Genomic DNA, 19,594 nt, shown 5'->3' on the forward strand with positions numbered 1-19,594 from the left:
TGCTTGTGTTGGTTATTGTGGAATGAGTTTGTGTTCGCGCAACCAGTCTTCGGCGCGGCGCGGCCAGTTCGATGCGTTGCCGTTGCCGGCGCGCATAGCCATGCCGTGGCCTCCGTGCTCGAAGACGATCATTTCGGCTGGTACGTGGGCGCGGGTCAGGGCCTGGAAATACTGGATGCTGTTGTCGGGCGGGACATAACCGTCGTCCTGTGAGTGGATCAGCAGGGTGGGCGGGGTGATGGCGGTCACCTGTTTTTCGAGGGACATCAGCTGCACCAGCGATGCCGATGGCGTGGCGCCAAGCAGCGCCTTGCGCGAACCCTCATGCGTAGCCGGGCCGTCCATGGTGATCACGGGGTACATCAGGATGGCGAAGTCGGGGCGTGCGCTGACGGTATCCAGTGCGTTGCCGGTGCGGCCGGCTGCGTTGTCGAACAGGGTGGAGGCGCTGGCTGCCAGGTGGCCGCCCGCCGAACTGCCCATGACGCCGATGCGGTCCGGGGCGACGCCGTACTTCGCGGCCTGTGAACGCACCAGACGCACGGCGCGCAGCACGTCCTGCAGTGGCGCCGGATGGCCATAGTCGGACAGGCGGGATTTCAGCACGAAGGCGGTGATACCGATACTGGACAGCCACTGTGCGTACTGCTGTCCTTCGCGCGTGAAGGAAAGGTATTCGTATCCGCCGCCGGGGCAGATGATGACAGCGGTATGGGCCGGGCGGTCGAAAGAAGCAGGATAAACGGTCAGTGAAGGCTGGCTGATATTGCTGATGCGCTCCCCGTCAACGCGTTCCGGGCCGGCGTGCGCCTTGGCATTCGGCACGCCTTCCGGCCACAGGGCGACCTCGGTGTTTTGGGCTTGCGCGCCGCTGGCGGCCAGGAACAGCAGGGCCAGGATCCATGCTCGCATAGGGGTGTCATCCTCAATATTGTTTTATGAACCGAGCCATCTTTGCAGACTGCGCGGGGCGCTGCAATTATGAAAATCACCGATCCGCTCAATGATTTACCGCATCGCATGGCATGGCTGGCCGGAGTCAGTCTTCCCAGCGTAAGTGCACGACCTTATAGCCCTTGTCCTTGATGGCCTTGAGCAGTTCGGGCAGGGCTTCGACGGTAGGCTGGTTGGCGTCGTGCATGAGGATGATGCCGCCGCCGGTCTGCTCCAGCCGCGCGACCAGGCGTTCGACCAGGGCGGTGGTGCGCATGTCGTTGGGGAGGTAGTCGTCAATGCCCAGGTCCACCGAGGCCACCGTGATCTTCTTTTCCCTGAGCGCCGCGAGAACCGGCGGGGTCTCCTCAAGGTAGGGGAAGCGGTACGCCGCCGGCTCGGCGCCAAACACTTTCGCGAAAGCCTGCATCCCTTTCTCCAGGTCGGCCAGCTGTTCGTTGGGCGGCATCGCCCTCAAAGATGGATGGGCGAAACTGTGCAGGGCCGGTGTGTGGCCGGCTTGCGCGACACGCTGCCCCAGCTCGGGGTGAGCCGCGAGGTTGGCGCCGGTCATGAAGAAGGTCGCCTTCACGCACTGCTCCGACAATGTTTGCAGCACGCGATCGATCAAGCCGGGCAGGGGGCCGTCGTCGAAGGTCAGCACCACTTCGCCCTTTTGCAAGGGAAGCGATCCATGCTGTGCCTTGCCATATGCAGCGAATTCGCGCTTGAGTGTCAGGGTGCGCGACGTGCCCAGGGCGGTCGCTGGGCATGCTGTCGCCGTCAGTGGCGCGGCCAGGCTTGCGCTGATTGCATCGGCGGCGGGGCCTGCGCTGGCTTCGATCCGGTTGCGGCCTTCTTTCAGGTGCACCTGCCAACTGGCGACGTGATCGACCACGGGCTGTTCGCCCAGATCGGCATCGTTAAGCCGCAGCCTGGCGCTGGGCTGGTTGCTGTACACCTTGATTTGCGTGTCCGCCGCTGTGCGTTGCGTGGCGCGGCGCGAGGTAATGTGGACCATCGGCTTCCTGCTCCAATTGGCCTGGTACCAGAAATAGGCGTCTTTCTTCACCTGGCGGTCAAAGCTCACCAGCCCTTTGTCGTTAAAGCCGGGTGCATCGCCTTCATTTCGTCCCGCTGATGGAAAATCGAAGCCGGCCCATATGAAGGTCGCCCACAGCCACGGACGCGCGGACAATTGGCGCCACGCTGCTTCGTGGTACAGGGCCTGGTATTGCTCGGGGTGCCAGCGTCCACCGGGCTGCGGGCGGCGCGGCGGGTCTTCCTGCTGTACGGCGCTGGCGCCTGCGCCATATTCGCTGACCGACTGCGGCGTGCGAGGGCGTCGCGCGTGGTTGCCATCCAGGAAAGGCCCAAGGTCGCCAAACTCTCCGTCATACCAGCCGAAATAGACGTTCGAGCCGACAGAGTCGGTGTGCGAGGCCTGCTGGCCATCGATCGGACCGCAGCAATTGGCGTAGGCGGTTGGCCGTGACGGATCTTCCTGGTGCGCCAGTTGCTGCAGCGACGACAGGACATGTGCGCTGGCGGCATCGCTCTGGTAAATTTCATTCCCAAGTCCCCACACCATCACCGACGGGTGGTTGCTGTTCTGGCGGACCAGTTCGCGCAGCTGCTGCGCGCTAGTCGCCAGGAATGCGTCGGAGCCATTGACTGCCGCCGTCAGCGGCACTTCGGTCCACACCAGCCATCCCAAGCGGTCGGCCAGCTCGTAGGCACGTTGCGGATGCTGGTAGTGCGCATATCGCAGCCCTGTCACACCGAGCTCGGACAGTATGCGGTAGTCGGTATCGATATCCTCGTCGGTGGCGGCAATGCCTTTGCCGGGAAGTGACGTCTGGTGCACGTTGACGCCATGCACACGGTAGCTCGCCCCATTCAGCAGCAAGCCTCGCTCCGGATCGAGCCTGATATCGCGAATGCCCGACTGGAAGGAAAGCTGGTCGGCAGCCGCTGGTTTACCGCCGTCCAGCGCGATTTCGGCCTCGGTGGTGTACAGGTAAGGATCGCTTACGCCTTGCCACAAATGGGGCGCGACCAAGCTGCCGGCAAGCGATACTTCCGCATTGCTGTGCGCGGCGACAGTCACGATCTTGTTTGCCGTGGCGACGATACGCTGACCGGCATCGCGCAAGCGCGCGGTGACGACCGCACGTACCTTGCGAGCGCGGTCATTGCGGACACGGGCAGTCCACGCCAGCGACGCGCGCTGCGGCGAAATGTCGGAAGCGCGGAAATACACGCCCGGTCCCCCATCGTCGAGCATATCGAAATGGACATCGTTGGTTTTGATTAACCGAACATGGCGATACAGGCCACCGTACATCGTGTAGTCGCCCGCGAGCGGCGCCACAGCGGCATCCTTTCCATTGTCGACACGGACCACGATCTCATTATCACCGGCCGCCAGCAAGTCCGTGATATCGAATCGGAAGCGCGCGAAACCTCCCGTATGGCGACCCGCATGTCGGCCGTTGATCCAGGCTTCCGCGACCAGTGCGGCGCCGTCGAATTCCAGGAATTGGCGCTGTCCGTCGTGTTTTTGCGACAGTTGCAGCGTACGTCGATACCACGACGGGCCGCGGTATCCATCGAAACTATGGGGCAGGGTAACCGGCTGCCAGCCATGGTCGCCGGTCTTGTGAAAATGCCATCCTTGATCAAGCGGGAGGGCCTGGCGCCCCTGAGCCGTTGCGGCGAATGGCGCCAGAAGCGCAAGACAAATCGTAAAGGTGATCAGTTTCATAAGTGGGGCATTCTCCACGCCTGTGCAGCATGGATCAATTGCCCTGCAAGATTTCATTGAGCCCCTTGGTATTTTTCACAATTGCGCCGGAATTGCCTCCCTTGCAAAATCCAATGACATAAAGAGCCGATCCACGCAGATCGCACATGGAGACGAGGATGAATACTGCATACAAGCGTATCGTGGTGGTAGGTGGCGGGTCAGCCGGCTGGATGGCCGCGACCGCGCTGGCGACGGCGCTGCCTGCGAGTTCGGTGGAGCTGGTCGAATCCGAGGAAATCGGCATTATCGGCGTCGGTGAAGCCACCTTTCCGTCCATCCGCACTTTCCACAGGCTCCTCGGTATCGACGAAGCGCAATTCCTGCGCGCGACCAACGGAACCTACAAGCTGGGCATTGAATTCCGCGACTGGCGGGCGATCGGCGAAAACTACTTCCATACCTTCGGCGACTTTGGCGGTTTGAGCGGGCCGCGCTCGCTGTGGGGCCAGTACCGCCGCGTCGGTGACGCCGGCCTTGGCACCCTGGGCGAGCAATGCCTGCCCAGCGTGATGGCGAGGGCCGGGCGCTTCCAGCTCGCAGCTTCGGAGGAGGAGCAGCAATTCAGTTACGCCTACCATTTTGACGCCACGTTATACGCCGGTTTCCTGCGCACCCTCGCGCTGCAGCGCGGCGTGCGCCGCACCGAGGGGCGCATCCAGCATGCGGAACGCCGCATCGACGGCGGCATTTCCCAGCTCAAGCTGGCCGACGGGCGTGTGGTGGAGGGCGACCTGTTCGTCGACTGCTCCGGCTTCGCTTCCCTGCTGCTTGACCGCACGCTGGAAGAGCGCTTCGTGGATTTTGGCCGCTGGCTGCCAGTGGACCGCGCCTGGGCCTGTCCTTGCGAGCGCAGCGGGCCGGAACTGGTTCCCTATACGCGCGCTACCGCGCTGGAAGGCGGCTGGGCTTGGCGCATCCCCCTCAGCAACCGCACCGGCCATGGCCATGTATTCTCCAGCCGCTACATCGACGAGGAACGGGCGCGCGAACAACTGATGCAGCAGCTCGATGGGGCGCCGGTTGCGGAGCCGCGCCTGCTGCGCTTTAGCACCGGCCACCGCCAGCGCTTCTGGGTGCAGAACGTGGTCGCGCTGGGCCTCTCTTCGGGCTTCCTGGAACCGCTGGAATCGACCAGCATCTTCCTTGTGCAAAGCGGGCTGGGACGCCTGATCGAGATGCTGCTGCCCGGCGCCCGCCCAGCGCCGTCCGAAGTGGCTGCCTATAACACCGGCATGGTGCGCCAGTTCGAACGCGTGCGCGACTTCATCATCCTGCATTACTGCCTGACGGCGCGCCGCGACAGCCAGTTGTGGCGCGACATGGCGGGCATGGAGCTGCCGGAAACGCTGGCCTTTAAGATCCACGCATGGCGCCAGTCCGGCGCGCTGCACCAGTACGACGAAGAAGGCTTCGATGCCACCAGCTGGCTGGCGATCCACGCTGGCATGGACCACTGGCCCGAACGAGCCGATCCCTCGCTGCGCGACATTTCGCACGAAGACGCCCTGCGCGCCTTGCGCTACCGCCGTGACACTATCGCCGCCGCCGTTGCCGCCATGCCCACCCACCAAGATTACCTGCAAAGCGTGCTGGCACGCTGATTGATGCATCACCCATAGGAAGACTGATGAAACGACGCGATTTATTGAAGCAGCTTGGAGCGGTGGTGCCTGCCGCCGCATTGTCCGGTGTGGCGCGTGCCGCCGCCGACACCCTCGCGCCCGGCGCAACGACGCCGATCGCATCAGGCCCATTCAAGCCGCAATGGGATTCGCTGGACAAGTACCAGGTACCGGACTGGTTCCGCAACGCCAAGTTCGGCATCTGGGCGCACTGGGGGCCGCAATGCGAACCTGAATTGGGCGACTGGTACGGTCGTGCGATGTACGAGGAGGGCAGCGATGCCTACCTCAATCACCTGAAGAAATACGGTCACCCATCGCAATTCGGATTCAAGGACGTCATCCATCAATGGAAGGCCGAGAACTGGGATCCGGACAGCCTGGTAGCTCTGTACAAGAAGGCCGGCGCGAAGTATTTCGTAGCCCTGGCCAATCACCATGACAACTTCGATACCTACAATAGCCGCTACCAGCCGGAATGGAACTCGACGAAAATCGGTCCGGGCAAAGACCTGATTGCCGGCTGGAGCAAGGCGGCGCGCGCCAACGGCCTGCATTTTGGCGTCAGCGTGCACGCCGCCCACGCGTGGACCTGGTTTGAGCTGGCGCAGCGTGCAGACAAGAGCGGACCTTATGCCGGCGTACCGTACGACGGCAACCTGACACGCCTCGATGGCCTCGGCAAATGGTGGGAAGGCATCGACCCGCAAGGCCTGTACGCGCAGCGCCACCCCCTGAGTAAAACCGGAGGCGAAGGAGGCATATGGGACGAACAATGGCACTGGGGCGGCGGCGCCGCGGTTCCGGACAAGGCCTACTGCGACAAATTCTTCGCCCGCACCCGTGACCTGATTGATACCTACGATCCGGACCTCGTGTATTACGACGACACGGTACTCCCGCTGTACCCGATCAGCGACGTCGGCATGCGCCTGGCGGCGCATATGTACAACCGAAGCATCGCCACCAAGGGCAAGCTGGAAGCGGTCGTCAACGGCAAGATCCTCAATGAACAGCAGCGCCGCAGCATGGTGTGGGACATCGAGCGCGGCCAGAGCAACAAGATTGAAGAACTACCATGGCAGACCTGCACCTGCATCGGCAGCTGGCACTATGACCGCCGCATCTATGACAACCGCGCCTACAAAAGTGCGCAGTCCGTGGTGCATACCCTGATCGACGTGGTGAGCAAGAACGGCAACCTGCTGCTTAGCGTTCCCGTGCGCGGCGACGGTACCATCGACTCGCAGGAAACCGCGATTGTCGAGGAAATCGGTCGCTGGATGGCGCGCAACAGCGACGCCATTTACGATACCCGCCCGTGGCACGTGTTCGGCGAGGGGCCGGTGATGGAAGAAGCGGCCGCACCCATGTCCGGCGCCGGATTCAACGAGGGCAAAGGCAAACCGTTTTCGGCTGCCGATCTTCGCTTTACCACCAAAGGCAACGCGGTATATGCCTTTGTGATGGGCTGGCCGCAGGACGGCAAGGTGCTGATCAAGGCGCTGCGCAGCGCGACGCCGCACCTGAAGAAGCGCATTGCGCGCGTTGAACTGGTCAGCAGCGGCCATCCGCTGGCCTTCCGCCAGACCGCCGACGGCTTGCAGGTGACGATGCCGGCCAACAAACCCGCAATTGCTTACGCCAATGTGCTGAAGATCACCTGAAAGCACGGCATTACAGTTTTTCGTTTGTTGTATTGGTGATTTTCGTAATTGCTGGCGAATATGTCCAGGCGCAGAATGCATTCATCGCAAAGCATTATAAAAAATACCAGAAGGAGACTTTCCATGACGATCCGCATTCTTGCCGCGTACAGCGGCAAAATCGCAAGCCTTGGTTAAGGCGGCGCGGAGATTGGGCGCAATCCGCCCGGCGCTCCACAGTATGCGCAGAAACGTTCCCGACACGGCGGCGTGCCCGGCGCAATCAATATCAGCTGGATAAATTGGCGGCGACTTGCCGTCGCCAAACCTATAAGTGAGAACGAGAGGACACCGAGTGAAACAGTTGAAGAAAACAGCGATTGCCACGGCCGCAGCGCACATTGCACTGCTGGCAAGTGGCGTCGCACTGGCGCAAACGGCGCCTGCCGGCAAAGGGGATCCGAACACCGTGGTGGTGGTGGGCCAACGCGCGGCGCTGGAATCGGCCCAGAAGATCAAACAGAATTCCGACGAAATCGTCGATTCAATCGTGGCCGACGACATCGGCAAACTGCCGGATCGTTCCGTCACCGAAGTGCTGCAGCGCATTCCGGGCGTGAGCATCGACCGCACGATGAACCGCGCGGATCCGATGCAAGGCCTGGGCGACGGTATCCAGCACTTCGCCGCCGAAGGCACCGGCGTGTCGGTGCGCGGCTTGAGCTATGTGCGCTCCGAATTGAACGGGCGCGATTCGTTCTCCGCCAACGGTGGCCGTGCGCTGAGCTTCGAGGACGTGCCGCCCGAGCTGATGGCCGGCGTGGACGTGTACAAGAATCCGTCCGCCGAGCAGATCGAAGGCGCGGTGGGCGGCCTGGTCAACCTGCGCACCGCCATGCCATTCGACTTCAAGGGCTTCAAGGCTGCGCTCTCGGTGGAAGGTTCGCGCGCCAGCCGCAGCGGCAAGACCAAGCCGGCGGTGTCGGGCCTGGTGTCGAACCGCTGGGATACCCCGATCGGCCAGGTGGGCGCGCTGCTCGACCTGTCGCATTCGCAGATTTCCACCGCCAGCGACGCCCTCGGCGTCAGCAACTACCTGCCGCGCGCCGACATCACGCCCGGCCAGCTGCGCTGGATCAGCCCCGGCGCCAGCTGGAATTCGAACACCTTCGACCGCACCCGCGACGGCCTGTATGGCGCCCTGCAATGGAAGAAAGACAATCTCTCCTCCGGGCTGACCTACTTCAAATCGAAGTACAAGATTTACACGGAAGAGAGCGGGTTCTTCATGACCACGACCGCCTCGACGCTTACTGTCGATCCGGGGGCGACTTACGACGACCAAGGGGCGCTGTTGACTGGCGTATTGCGCAACCCGACCGATGGCGGTTTCGGCCTGAGCAACGGCATCGGCTTCGGCACCGACGCGCGCACCACCAGCCGCAAGGCAGACACCTCCGACCTGTCCTGGAACGCCCAGTGGCGCGCTTCCGACCAGTGGGTATTCAAGGCGGACCTGCAGCATACCCGTGCCACTACCAAGGGCTACGACAATACTGTCGGCCTGGGCGGCTTCATGCCCAAGGAAACGATGGACCTGCGCACCTCGCCTCCGACCTACACCTTCGACGACAGCGACCGTGCCTGGCTGGCCGATCCGTCGCATTACTATTGGAGCTTCGCCCAGGAGCACCGCGACAAGGCGGTGGCCAAACAGAATGCGGCACGCCTCGACGCCAAGTTCATTTTCGACTCGCCTGTGCTGCAGGACCTGCGTTTCGGCGTGCGCGCGACCAAGCGCGACTCGGTCACCAACCGCACCCACGGCGGCAATGGCGGCAACGAATGGCAAAACATCACGCAGTCCTGGTCGGTCGGCAACAGCTGGCAGCCGTACAGCAAATTCGCCGTCTTGACCGATCCGCGCCTGGGCCAGAACTACACCGCGCACGCCTTCCCCAGCTTCTTCAACGGCACCGTGCCAGCGCCGCCGGCGATCATCGTGCCGACCCCGGCGACGGTGGCCGGCTCCTTCGATGCAACGCCGGCGATGTTCCAGGAGTTGCACGGCTACGCCAACAATTTCTGCGCCAACCCCGGTCCGACCGGTGATTGCACCAATTGGAAGCCGTCGCCGTTCGGCGGCCCGAGCGACACCAACGAGCAGCACGAGCGCACCAAGGCGGCGTACGCCCAGCTGCGCTTCGCCTTTGACAGCTTGCCCTATCCGATCGATGGCAATATCGGCACGCGGGTCGTGCGAACGGAAGCGCAGGCAGTCGGCATGTTCCTCTTCAGCCCTCCAACGGGGACCCAGCCGCCGGGCGTGCCTGTCATTGCGGAGTTGAACGACCAGCGCACGGTTGAACATAATTACACCAATGTCTTGCCGAGCCTGAACTTGCGCATGAAAGCCGGCAACCAGCTGCAGTTCCGCTTCGCCGCGTCGAAAGGCATGACGCGTCCGGACTTCTACCTGATGCAGCAGTACACCACATTGGAACAGAAGGTGAACACGCATACCGACGCGACGACCAATCAGTCGGTACTCGATTCGATCGATTACAAGGGTAATGCCAACGGCAACCCCATGCTCAAGCCGACCACGTCGACCAACCTTGACCTGACGGCCGAATGGTATGGCAGCCATGGCAGTTCGCTGACGCTGTCCGTGTTCAACAAGAACCTCAAAGACATCATCATCAACCGCACGTTCGTCTATACGCTGACGGACAGCGCGGGCACGGCGCATGATTTCCTGACGACGGGACCAGTGAACGGCGCCGACGGCCGTGCACGCGGCGCCGAACTCGGATTCCAGCACTATTTCGACAAGCTGCCGGGCTGGCTTTCGGGCTTTGGCCTGTCGGGTAACTACACCTATATCGACAGCAAGCTGGATATGCACGCGCCGGCCGGCCTGTGGTGTACGCCGAAAGGCACGCTGGAGGCCAATACGCTGCGCGACCTTGCGGGTTGCGATACCGATGGCCGTGTGATCGGCAACATGCCGCTGACGGGCATGTCGAAGAATGCCTACAACCTGGCCTTGCTGTACGACCGGGGTCCATGGTCGGCGCGCCTGGCCTACAGCTGGCGTTCGACCTACCTGCAAGTGATTAATGCTTACGGCAGCAATGGCACCGATGGTCTCGACCAGAACCCCGATAGCCCGAACAAGGGGCAACTGAACTCGGTGAACTATGCACTGCCGGTATGGGGCGGCGCGTATGGCCAGCTGGACCTGGGGCTGCAGTACAAGGTGACGGACAACATGACCGTGGCCTTCAACGTCGGCAACCTGAACAACGCCATGTACAAGCAATACGTGCAGCAGCATATCGGCATGAAGGAGCACTTTGCCAACTTCACCGGCCGTAGCTACTACCTGCAAGCCCGTTACTCGTTCTAAGACGGCCTGGCAGCACGCCCGAGCGGCGTGCTGCCTTTTTGATATGGATGACGCATGAAGAGGAATCACAGCCGCCTGATGGCGGCATTTTGCTTGATGGCCGTGCTGGCTGCGAACGCCGGCGCCGCCCAGGCGCCGATACCGCAGCTGGCACATAAGGACGGGCGCTATGCGCTGCTGGTCGATGGCCGGCCTTTCACCTTGCTGGGCGTGCAGGCGCATAACTCCAGCAACTATCCGGCCGCGCTGGACAAGGTCTGGGCTGCCGCCAAAGACACGCATGCCAACACGGTCGAAATTCCGGTAGCCTGGGAGCAGCTGGAACCGGCCGAGGGAAAGTTTGATTTCAGCTACGTCGACACCCTCGTTGCGCAGGCGCGCCAGAACAAGATGCGCCTGGTCCTGCTGTGGTTCGGCATCTGGAAGAACACTGGCCCGCAGTACACGCCGGAGTGGGTGAAGTTCGACAACCAGCGCTTCCCGCGCATGGTCGACAAGGAAGGGAAGGTGATCTACTGCCTGTCGCCGTTCGGCGAGCAGACCTTGCAGGCCGATAAGAAAGCCTTTGTCGCCCTGATGGCGCACCTGATGAAGATCGATGCCGCGCAACGCACCGTGATCATGGTGCAGGTCGAAAATGAAGTTGGCACCTATGGCACCGTGCGCGACTTCGGCGCGAAAGCGGAGGCGGCCTTCCGCCAGCCGGTGCCGCCGGCCGTCCTGGCGAGAAAAAAGGCGCCGGTGCCAGGCGCCGCCAGCGGCACCTGGGCCGAGGTGTACGGTGCATACGCCGACGAGTATTTCCATGCCTACGCGGTGGCCAGCTATATCGAGACGCTGGCCAAAGCCGGGCGTGCGGTGTACGACCTGCCGATGTACGTCAACAATGCGCTGCGCGATCCTGTCGAGCCAGTGGCGCCGTGGAAGGGCAATTTCGCCAGCGGCGGCCCGACTTTCGACGTGATCGATATTTACAAAGCGGCTGCCCCGCATATCGACATCGCCGCGCCGGACATCTATTCGCCTGAATCGAACAAGGTGGCCGCAACGCTGTCGCTGTTCCAGCGCCCGGACAATGCGCTGTTCGTGCCGGAGATGGGCAATGCAGCGGGGTATGCGCGGTATGTTTACCAGATCCTGGGCCGCGGCGCGCTCGGGATTTCGCCTTTCGGCATCGACTATGCGGACTACAGCAATTACCCGCTCGGATCGAAGTTGAAGGATAAGGCCATGGCCGAGCCGTTTGGTAAGATCTACGCTGCTTTCCGTCCGATGCAAGGGCAGTGGGCGCAATGGGCGCTGGACGGGCGCACTTTCGGCTTTGCCGAGGGCGAGGATCGCAAGCCGCAATCGATCAGCGCCAATGGCTGGAAAGTCACGGCATCTTTCCGCGAATGGCAGTTCGGGAATGCCAACAATAGCGACGACCGTCCGGCCGGCACCGAATCGCCCAACGGCGGCGCCGCCCTGGCGCAGGTGGGCGACAACGAGTTCGTGGTGATCGGCCAGAACATGCGGCTGGCCTTTGAAGGCGCCGGCCCGAATGCCGGCAAGCCGTCGATGTATGCCCGCGTGGAAGAGGGGCATTTCGACAACGCAGGCAAGTGGATCATGGAACGCAACTGGAATGGCGACCAGACCGACTGGGGAATCAATTTGACCGCCAACCCTACGGTACTGAAGATCCGTCTGGGCACTTATTAAAGGGGGAAGGAGTTATGCCAGGTAAGCCGATCCGGAAAATCGTCATTGTCGGTGGCGGCACAGCCGGCTGGATGAGCGCCGCGCCGCTGGCGCTCAAGCTCGGCAAGTCCTGCGAGATCGTACTGGTGGAATCGCCGGAAATCGGCACGGTGGGTGTCGGCGAGGCGACGCTGCCCACCATCCGCTATTTCAACCAGGCGCTCGGTCTGGATGACGCCGATTTCGTGCGGAAGACGCAGGCCACTTTCAAGCTTGGCATCGAGTTCAAGGACTGGGGGCATATCGGCAACCGCTTCTTCCACGGCTTTGGCGATTTCGGCCCAGCCATCGAGAACCGCTCGCCGGTGACGTACTGGCTGCGGCTGTCCCGTGAATTCAAGGACATGCCGTCCTACGAGGAGTGGTCGACGGCGACGGCCATGGCGCGTAATAACCGCTTCATGGAGCCTTACGGCGACCAGCCTGCGGTCACCAATGCCTTCTCCTACGCCTACCATTTCGACGCCAGCCTGTATGCCGCCTACCTGCGCGACTACGCAAGGGAACTGGGTGTGCAGCGCGTCGAGGGCATGATCAACGAAGTCGAGCAGCATCCGGAGACCGGCTTCATCACGGCCCTCAAGCTGAAGGACGGGCGCCGCGTAGAGGGTGACCTGTTCATCGACTGTTCCGGCTTCCGCGGCCTGCTGATCGAAGGTGTCTACCAGGCGGGCTACGACGACTGGAGCGCCATGCTGCCTTGTAACAGCGCGCAAGCCGTGCCGTGCGAGAAGGTGGATCCGCTCACGCCTTACACTACGTCGACCGCACGCAGCGCCGGCTGGACCTGGCGCATCCCCCTGCAGCACCGTACCGGCAACGGCCATGTGTACTGCAACGGCTTCACCAGCGATGAAGAAGCAGGGCGCGTGCTGCTGGAGGGGCTCGACGGCAAGGCGCTGGACAGCCCGCGCCAGCTGCGCTTTACCACCGGCCGGCGCCGCAAGTCCTGGATCAAGAACTGCGTGGCGATTGGCCTGTCGAGCGGTTTCCTGGAACCGCTGGAATCGACCAGTATCAACATCATCGAAAACTCGGTTGGCTGGCTGCTGCAGTACTTCCCAGATATGGACTTCCGTCCGGAGCTGGCCGATGAATTCAACCGGCTGGTGTCGCAGCGCTATGAGTACGTGCGCGACTTCATCATCCTGCACTACAAAGCCACCCAGCGCAGTGACTCCGAATTCTGGCGCTACTGCGCCAATATGGCGATTCCGGATACGCTGCGGCACCAGATCGACTTGTTCCGCGCGACAGGGCACGTCACGATCTACGATTCGCAGGGTTTCGGCGTGGCCTCGCACGTATCGATACTGATGGGCCTTGGCATTGTGCCGCAATCCTACGACCCGTTGGTAGACCTGATGGACCTGGCGCGGATGCGTGAACACTTCTCCCGGGTGCACGATTCCATTAGCCGTGCAGTCGCGGCAATGCCAGGCCATGGCCAATACATTGCGCGGCTGACAAACGCGAAATGAACTGGCGCCGTGCGCTTAAACATGATCGCCCTTGGTGAGTTTCATAATTGCGGATGGCTAAGACAAAGGGCAACATTCACTCGTCAAACATCTAACGCAGACATGGAGAAGATTCAAGTGACGAATGCAATGTTGCCCAAGGACCTGGAAAGGGCACTGCTGGTAGGGCGGGTATGGCGCGAAGGCGTGGGCCCGTCCGTCGTGGTGGTGCGCCACGGCGAAGTTTTCGATATTACGCGTAGCGCGCCTACGGTGTCCGCATTGCTGGAACGCGCCGACCTGCTGCAGCTGGCGGCGCAGGCCTCTGGTGAATCGCTCGGTCCGGTGGGCGAGCTGCTGGACAATCCGGCGGGCCGCGGCGTGCGCCTGCTGGCGCCATGCGACCTGCAGGCCATTAAAGCTTGCGGCGTTACTTTTGCGGTCAGCCTGCTCGAACGCGTGATCGAAGAGCGCGCCAAAGGCGACCCGGCACGTGCCGCGGACCTGCGGCGTGAGATCCAGTCGCGCATCGGCGCCGACTTGTCCGAAATCCGCCCCGGCTCCGACGAAGCGCTGCGCCTGAAGGAAGACCTGGTGGCGCAGGGCCTGTGGTCGCAATACATGGAAGTGGGCATCGGCCCGGACGCCGAAGTATTTACCAAGTCGCAGCCGATGTCGGCGGTTGGCCATGGCGACGCCGTGGGCCTTCATCCGTCCTCTAAATGGAATAATCCTGAGCCGGAGATCGTGCTGGCCGTAAACAGCGCCGGCGTGGCGCTGGGCGCCGCCCTGGGCAACGACGTCAACTTGCGCGACGTCGAAGGCCGCAGCGCACTGTTGCTGGGCAAGGCCAAGGACAATAACGCTTCTTGCTCCATCGGCCCCTTTATCCGCCTGTTCGATGAGCACTTTACCGTGGACGCCGTGCGCAACGCCGAAGTGAGCCTGCTGATCGAAGGCGATGATGGCTTTGAACTGGCCGGCACCAGCCGCATGCGCGAAATCAGCCGTGACCCGCTCGACCTGGTTTCCCAGACCTGCGGCAAGCATCACCAGTATCCCGACGGCTTCATGCTCTTCCTCGGGACCATGTTCTCGCCGACCAAGGACCGCGACGCGGCTGGCGGCGGCTTCACCCACCACCTGGGCGACCGCGTCAGCATCAGCAGCCCTGCGCTGGGCACCCTGGTGAACCAAGTGCAGCGCAGCGACCAGCTGCCGCCGTGGACCTTCGGTGTGCGCGCGCTGTACAGCAACCTGGCGCAGCGCGGCATCGCGTTCGGGGAGTAAGCATGGCGCAACAAGCAATGGAATACGCACGCTACCCCGACCTTGAGGGCAAGCTGGTGGTGATCACCGGCGGCGGCACCGGCATCGGCGCTGCCATCGTTGAAGCATTCGCAGGGCAGGGCGCGCAGGTGGCGTTCCTCGACGTGCAGGACGGAGCATCGCAGGAGCTGGCCGCGAAGCTGGCCGGATACGGGCGTCCGCCGCGCTACTACCGCTGCGACCTGACGGACCTGGATCAGCTTGCGGGAGTCTTTGCCGGGATTGAGCGCGAGTACGGCGCGGCCGACATCCTGGTCAACAACGCCGCCAACGACAAGCGCCACCAGTTGCAGGACGTCACCGCGCAGTACTGGGACGACAGCCTGGCGGTCAACCTGCGCCACCAGTTCTTCTGTGCCCAGGCCGTGGCGCCTGGCATGAAGGCCAAGGGCGGCGGCGCGATCCTGAATTTCGGCTCCATCTCGTGGCACCTGGCGCTGCCTGACCTGCCTTTATACATGGCCGCCAAAGCCGCCATCGAAGGGCTGACACGCGGCCTGGCGCGCGAACTCGGTCCGCAAGGCATCCGCGTCAACTGCATCGTGCCGGGCGCTGTGAACACGCCGCGCCAGATGGCGCTGTGGCAGACCCCCGAGAGCGAAGCGGCCATCCTGTCAGCGCAATGCCTGCCGCAGCGCGTGCAGCCGGAGGACGTGGCGGCGCTCACGCTGTTCCTGGCATCGTCCAACGCCGGCCGCTGCAGCGGTCGCGAATATTTTGTGGACGCCGGCTGGTACGGCGGCTGATAGCACTTCCTCTTTTTGAAAGCAAAGCATCATGACTCAACGTCGCTTCCGCTCGCAGGACTGGTTTGACAATCCGGAGCGCATCGACATGACGGCGCTGTATCTTGAGCGTTTCATGAATTACGGGATCACCGCCGAAGAACTGCGTTCTGGACGCCCAATTATCGGTATCGCGCAGAGCGGCAGCGACATCAATCCCTGCAACCGCATCCACCTGGAGCTGGCCAAGCGCGTGCGCGAAGGCATCCGCGACGCGGGCGGCATTCCGATGGAATTCCCGGTGCATCCGACCTTCGAGAACTGCCGCCGCCCGACCGCCGCCATCGACCGCAACCTGGCCTATTTGGGCCTGGTCGAGATCCTGCACGGCTACCCGATCGACGCGGTCGTGCTGATGACCGGCTGCGACAAGAGCACGCCTTCGCAGCTGATGGCTGCGGCGACCATGGACCTGCCGGCCATCGTGCTTTCCGGCGGCCCGATGCTGGACGGCTGGTTTGACGGTGAACTGGTCGGTTCCGGCGCTGCGATTTGGAAGGGGCGCCGCATGCTGGCGGCCGGCCAGATCAACGAGGAAAAGTTCCTGCAAATCGCCACCGCGTCAGCGCCATCGTCCGGCCATTGCAACACCATGGGCACTGCATCGACCATGAATGCCATTGCCGAAGCATTGGGCATGTCGCTGACCGGCTGCTCCGCGATCCCCGCGCCATACCGTGAACGCGGCCAGGTCGCCTATGAAACCGGCCGCCGCATCGTGGCGCTGGCTCACGACGACTTGCGTCCATCGCAGATCATGACCCGCGACGCCTTCCTGGACGCCATTGTCGTCAACGCCGCCATCGGCGGCTCGACCAATGCCCAGCCGCACATCATGGCGATGGCGCGCCACGCCGGCGTCGAGATCACGCCGGAAGACTGGATGCGCTACGGTTATGACGTGCCTTTGCTGCTGAATATGCAGCCGGCCGGCGCCTACCTCGGTGAACGCTTCCACCGCGCAGGCGGCGTGCCTGCCGTAATGTGGGAGTTGCAGAAGGCAGGGCGCTTGCGCGCCGACCGTCCGACGGTGACGGGCTGCAGCATGGCAGCCAACCTGGCGGGCCGCTCCACCAGCGACCGCGAGATGATCCGCACGTTCGAGCAGCCTTTGAAGGAAAAGGCTGGCTTCCTTGTCCTCAAAGGAAACCTGTTCGACTTCGCAATCATGAAGACCAGCGTGATCTCTGAGGCTTTCCGCCAGCGCTACCTGTCCACGCCGGGCCAGGAAAATATCTTCGAATGCCGCGCCGTGGTGTTTGACGGCTCGGACGATTACCACGCCCGCATCAACGACCCTGCGCTGGAAATCGACGCCCACACCATGCTGGTGATTCGCGGCGCGGGTCCGATCGGCTGGCCGGGTTCGGCGGAAGTGGTGAATATGCAGCCGCCGGATGCGCTGATCAAGCAAGGCATCACGGCCTTGCCGACGCTAGGCGACGGCCGCCAGTCCGGCACCTCGGACAGCCCTTCGATCCTGAACGCGTCGCCGGAAAGCGCCGCCGGCGGCAACCTGGCTTGGCTGCGCACCGGCGACATGGTTCGCGTCGACTTGAATACCGGACGCTGCGATGTGCTGATCGACGATGAGGCATTCGCCGAGCGTAAAAAACAGGCGCCGGCGCCGGTTCCGCCTAGTCAAACCCCATGGCAGGAACTGTACCGCGCCACCGTCGGGCAATTGCAGTCGGGCGCTTGCATGGAACTGGCAGTGCCTTACCGCGGGGTGGGACAGGACATGCCACGGCATAACCATTAATCGTGGTGTCTGAAATCCTACTGGGCTGCCGTCGCGTTCAATGACACGCCGCTGAAGGTGTTGTACGACTTGAGGCCGATATACCAGGTGCCGGCCTGTGGATTGGTCAAGGCGCAGGATTCGGCATTGCCCGTCTTGTACGGGCGGCATGCGTAGTCGTTTGCAGTCGGCTGGGCGCCAAACCTCACATACAGGTCACCGTCGCCGCTGCCACCGCTCATGTTCACGTTCAGCGTGTTGGCGCATTCCGGCACGTTGATGGTGAAGTACAGCCAGTTGCCGGCCGTCGCGGTCAGGTTCGACTGGTTCAGCGTCACGCTGGCGCAGGGCAGCGTCAGTGTGCTTGGCATCGAATGCAGCAACGTCGTAGTAACGCTTCCATCAGCCGCGAATGAGAGTTGGTACAGGCGGTCAAACTCGGTTTCCGCGATGGCGCTGCCTGGGTCGCCGCCCAACTGCCGGATCAGTTCCGGCGTGGTGTCGGAATGGCCTACCACCAGGGCGTTGTCAGGCAGGGCGCGCAGTTGCTGGGCGAAGGTTGGCAGCTGCGTGCCATCGTAAGTGTTCACCGGCAGGGTCAGGTAGCTGGCCAGTGGCTGCGCGGTTTGCTGCGTGCGCTGGTAGGCGGTCGAATAAATATGCTTGATCTTCGCGTCTTTCAGCGTGGCGGCAATATTCGTCGCGCGTGCTTGGCCTTCTGCCGTCAGCATGGGGTCGGTGCCGGTGGCGGCTTTTTCGGCGTGGCGAGTCAGGTAAATCGTGGTGGGGTCGGCCGACGCCTGGCTTGCAAAGAGGGCTAGCGCCAAGGTGCAAATTACCGACTTCATTGAGTGTCTCCCGAAATGAATAGTTTAATAATGTTAATATTGTGTCAATATTGCGATGGGGAGAATACGGCAAATTTGGTTTCCTTGTCCTGAAGCTGTTGTTTCGTGCCAACCTTGACAGTCTGAAAGATTACCGAAGCGGTTGGCATCACCCGCGGCAATTTCCACCATCACTTCAAATCGAAAGATGAGATCCTCGACGCTGGATCCGTTTGTTGCGGAAGGTCGTCATCCGGATAAGGTACTCATAGCGGAATTTGTTGCGGGAGGGGAAGATTGGTAATAGCATCCTGTTGCTAAAATAACTCGGGCACTGAATGAAGGATCCTTTTATCTCCCAAGACGCGAAAGAAAACTGGAGCAACAGGGTTCTGAACATCGCCTCCATTTTTTTGCCGTGGATTTTGATGGCTGCCATTGCGGCCAGCGGGGCGCGGCAACTGATGCCGACAGCTGCAACCTTGTGGGTCTTTGCTGTTTTCTTTGGCCTGACCGTGATGGGCGTTGCCATCGGCATGCATCGTTATTTCACGCACCACGCGTTCAAGACCAGCCGTGCAGTCACCATCTGTCTCGGCGTGCTGGGAACCTGGGCGATGCAGGGCGATATCACGCGCTGGGTGGCCGACCACCGCCGGCACCATCGCTTCGCTGACAAGCAATTTGATCCGCATTCGCCGTGGTATTCCGACAGCGGTGCTATTTCCAACCGCTTCCTCGGCTGGTTCCATTCGCACACGGGATGGATGCTTTATGGCCGTGTATCCAAGCCGGAGCGTTATGCGCCGGATTGCCTGGCTGACCGCAGGATCGCCTTCCTCTCAAGGTATTACTGGCCGATCGTCGCGACCGGGCTTGTTTTACCGGGTGTAGTCGGCTATTTGCTTGGTGGCGAAGGAGAGATGTTCCGCTGCATTTTCTGGGCGGGCGCAGCGCGCGTCGCCTTGCTTCACCAGTTCACCTGGTCGGTCAATTCGTTCGGCCATATTTTCGGGATGAAGGTGGCCGGCAGCGATAACGAGGCGCGCGACAATATTTTCTTTGCATTGTTATTGCTTGGCGAAGGTTTGCACAGCCATCACCACGCGCGTCCCACCTCGGCCATGAATGAGCCGAAGCATCTGGATCCCGGCGGATGGATTATTCGGGGATGTGAAAAGCTTGGCCTGGTCTGGCAGCTGAGATAAGCACTAAAACAGCTTGCGGAAAATTCGTTTTCGACTACGCTGAAAGCGTTGAGGTGCTAACGTTATCACATTGGATCCC

The 19,594-nt window shown here is 62.1% G+C and carries 13 protein-coding genes; 10 read left to right on the forward strand and 3 right to left on the reverse strand.

The features are described from left to right. Positions 1-12 precede the first annotated feature (12 nt). Positions 13-912 carry an alpha/beta hydrolase gene (locus tag AC1RTP_RS04490; protein ID WP_498605103.1) on the reverse strand — a complete coding sequence of 300 codons (900 nt, stop codon included), beginning with the start codon at positions 910-912 and terminating at the stop codon, positions 13-15. 127 nt (positions 913-1,039) lie between these two features. Beyond that, positions 1,040-3,700: a polysaccharide deacetylase family protein gene (locus tag AC1RTP_RS04495; protein WP_498605104.1), complete on the reverse strand. Its 2,661-nt coding sequence runs from the start codon at positions 3,698-3,700 to the stop codon at positions 1,040-1,042. Positions 3,701-3,858: 158 nt separating this feature from the next. Between AC1RTP_RS04495 and AC1RTP_RS04500 the strand changes: the two genes are divergently transcribed. The 8 genes from AC1RTP_RS04500 (at position 3,859) to AC1RTP_RS04535 (ending at position 17,501) form a co-directional block, all read left to right on the forward strand. Continuing rightward, a complete protein-coding gene (locus tag AC1RTP_RS04500; RefSeq protein WP_498605106.1) occupies positions 3,859-5,343 on the forward strand; it encodes a tryptophan halogenase family protein in 1,485 nt (494 codons plus the stop codon). A gap of 26 nt (positions 5,344-5,369) precedes the next feature. After that, on the forward strand, positions 5,370-7,031 hold the full coding sequence (locus tag AC1RTP_RS04505; RefSeq protein WP_498605107.1) for an alpha-L-fucosidase: 1,662 nt from the start codon (positions 5,370-5,372) through the stop codon (positions 7,029-7,031). Between the two features lie 334 nt (positions 7,032-7,365). After that, on the forward strand, positions 7,366-10,422 hold the full coding sequence (locus AC1RTP_RS04510) for a TonB-dependent receptor (RefSeq protein WP_498605108.1): 3,057 nt from the start codon (positions 7,366-7,368) through the stop codon (positions 10,420-10,422). Between the two features lie 54 nt (positions 10,423-10,476). After that, on the forward strand, positions 10,477-12,126 hold the full coding sequence (locus AC1RTP_RS04515) for a GH35 family beta-galactosidase (protein WP_498605110.1): 1,650 nt from the start codon (positions 10,477-10,479) through the stop codon (positions 12,124-12,126). Positions 12,127-12,140: 14 nt separating this feature from the next. Continuing rightward, complete coding sequence (locus AC1RTP_RS04520; RefSeq protein WP_498605111.1) at positions 12,141-13,646, forward strand: tryptophan halogenase family protein; 1,506 nt, start codon at positions 12,141-12,143, stop codon at positions 13,644-13,646. Positions 13,647-13,748: 102 nt separating this feature from the next. Further along, on the forward strand, positions 13,749-14,915 hold the full coding sequence (locus tag AC1RTP_RS04525) for a fumarylacetoacetate hydrolase family protein (protein WP_498605112.1): 1,167 nt from the start codon (positions 13,749-13,751) through the stop codon (positions 14,913-14,915). A gap of 17 nt (positions 14,916-14,932) precedes the next feature. Further along, a complete protein-coding gene (gene xylB / locus AC1RTP_RS04530) occupies positions 14,933-15,700 on the forward strand; it encodes a D-xylose 1-dehydrogenase (protein ID WP_498605828.1) in 768 nt (255 codons plus the stop codon). A gap of 31 nt (positions 15,701-15,731) precedes the next feature. After that, complete coding sequence (locus AC1RTP_RS04535) at positions 15,732-17,501, forward strand: IlvD/Edd family dehydratase (protein WP_498605114.1); 1,770 nt, start codon at positions 15,732-15,734, stop codon at positions 17,499-17,501. 17 nt (positions 17,502-17,518) lie between these two features. Here the strand turns inward: AC1RTP_RS04535 and AC1RTP_RS04540 are convergent, their stop codons facing one another. Further along, entirely contained in the window at positions 17,519-18,328 is an 810-nt protein-coding gene (locus AC1RTP_RS04540) for a pre-peptidase C-terminal domain-containing protein (RefSeq protein WP_498605116.1), read from the reverse strand. A 129-nt stretch (positions 18,329-18,457) separates the two neighbouring features. Between AC1RTP_RS04540 and AC1RTP_RS04545 the strand changes: the two genes are divergently transcribed. Together AC1RTP_RS04545 and AC1RTP_RS04550 are read left to right on the forward strand one after the other, a co-directional pair. Continuing rightward, positions 18,458-18,568 carry a TetR/AcrR family transcriptional regulator gene (locus AC1RTP_RS04545; RefSeq protein ID WP_498605829.1) on the forward strand — a complete coding sequence of 37 codons (111 nt, stop codon included), beginning with the start codon at positions 18,458-18,460 and terminating at the stop codon, positions 18,566-18,568. A gap of 77 nt (positions 18,569-18,645) precedes the next feature. Continuing rightward, positions 18,646-19,515, forward strand: a complete 870-nt coding sequence (locus tag AC1RTP_RS04550; RefSeq protein WP_498605118.1) for an acyl-CoA desaturase — start codon at positions 18,646-18,648, stop codon at positions 19,513-19,515. The last annotated feature ends 79 nt before the right edge of the window (positions 19,516-19,594 follow it).

Source organism: Pseudoduganella sp. GW821-FHT11H04, from assembly GCF_058807935.1.